Origin of the sequence: Mycobacterium neglectum, assembly GCF_002591975.1 — a bacterium.
Classification (GTDB): domain Bacteria; phylum Actinomycetota; class Actinomycetes; order Mycobacteriales; family Mycobacteriaceae; genus Mycobacterium; species Mycobacterium neglectum.
Window position 1 is genome coordinate 1 of record NZ_NVQE01000107.1, and the last position, 1,419, is coordinate 1,419.

1 protein-coding gene and 1 pseudogene are annotated in these 1,419 nt (G+C 63.4%); both read left to right on the top strand.

Translation table 11 applies throughout. The features are described 5' to 3' along the window. Positions 1 to 207: 207 nt before the first annotated feature. Positions 208 to 492, top strand: a pseudogene (locus CSQ99_RS31645) (integrase catalytic domain-containing protein); the annotation flags it as partial. Positions 493 to 516: 24 nt separating this feature from the next. Further along, positions 517 to 1,344 carry an integrase catalytic domain-containing protein gene (locus tag CSQ99_RS31800; RefSeq protein ID WP_331211988.1) on the top strand — a complete coding sequence of 276 codons (828 nt, stop codon included), beginning with the start codon at positions 517 to 519 and terminating at the stop codon, positions 1,342 to 1,344. Positions 1,345 to 1,419: the final 75 nt, after the last annotated feature.

A 1,419-nucleotide genomic window follows, 5' to 3' on the forward strand; every position in this document is an offset into this window, starting at 1 on the left:
CGACGTGCCTCACCTACTTTGAGCGCGTGGCCGGTGGTGGTGCCTCACCTATTTTGAGCGCGTGGTCTAGAAGGCTTGCCCGATGTGGAAGGCAAGATCGATATGGCTGCGAGGCGGCAGGTAACGAACAAACTGCGAGGTCAGTACCGCAAGGCATCCAAGGCGGACAGGGGCAAGATTTTGGATCGGGTGGTGTCCACGACCGGGATGGGTCGCTCCACGGCCCGGCGGATGCTGACCGGCCCGAAGCTGCCGGACCCGGCCGCGCAGGTCGATGGGCGCGCGCTGCGGGCGCGGGGCTTCAGCGACGACGCCAGGGCACTTCTGGAGCACGTGTGGGCGTTGATGGGCATGCCGTGCGGCAAGTACCTGGTGGTCATGCTCGATCTGTGGCTGCCGTTGCTGGCCGAGGCCGGTGATCTTGACAAGCCGTTCGCCACCAAGGGGGCATCCGCTGAACTCAAGACAATGAGCGCTGCGACCGTGGACCGGTACTTGAAACCGGCCCGGGACCGGATGCGGATCAAGGGTATCTCGACGACCAAACCCTCACCGCTGCTGCGGAACTCGATCACCATTCGTACCTGTGCCGATGAGGCGCCCGATGCCCCGGGGGTGATCGAGGCCGACACCGTGGCGCACTGCGGCCCGACACTGATCGGCGAGTTCGCCCGCACGCTGACGATGACCGACCTAGTGATTGGCTGGACCGAGAACTGCTCGATCCGCAACAACGCCTCGACGTGGATCCTGGCGGGCATCGCTGAGCTGCAGCAGCGGTTCCCCTTCGACCTGGTGATCTTCGACTCGGACTGCGGGTCGGAGTTCATCAATCACGATGTCGCGGGCTGGCTGCAGGCCCGCGACATCGCCCAGACTCGCTCGCGGCCGTACCAGAAGAACGACCAGGCGCATGTGGAGTCGAAGAACCACCATGTGGTGCGCAAACACGCGTTCTACTGGCGCTACGACACCCCCGACGAGCTAGAGCTGCTCAACCGGCTGTGGAAGCTGGTGTCGCTGCGCCTGAACTTCTTCACCCCGACCAAAAAACCCGTTGGCTACACCACCACCGCAAACGGTCGCCGCAAGCGCATCTACGACAAGCCGGCCACCCCGTGGCAACGCCTGCAAGCATCAGGACTCCTTGAAGCACAACAACTCTCGAACGTTGCCGACCGAATCGAGGGCATCAACCCGGCCGATCTGACCCGGCAGATCAACACCATCCAAATGCAACTCCTGGATCTGGCCCAGGCCAAGACCGAGGCCCTCACCGCTGCCCGCCACCTCGACCTGGAAGCATTGCAACCGTCAATCAACCGATTGGCCACGGCGAAGTAACGCAAGCCCCCACGCGCTCATTATGCGTGAGGCACCAGCTCACCCTTCGCGCTCACAATTAGGTGAGGCACCTCG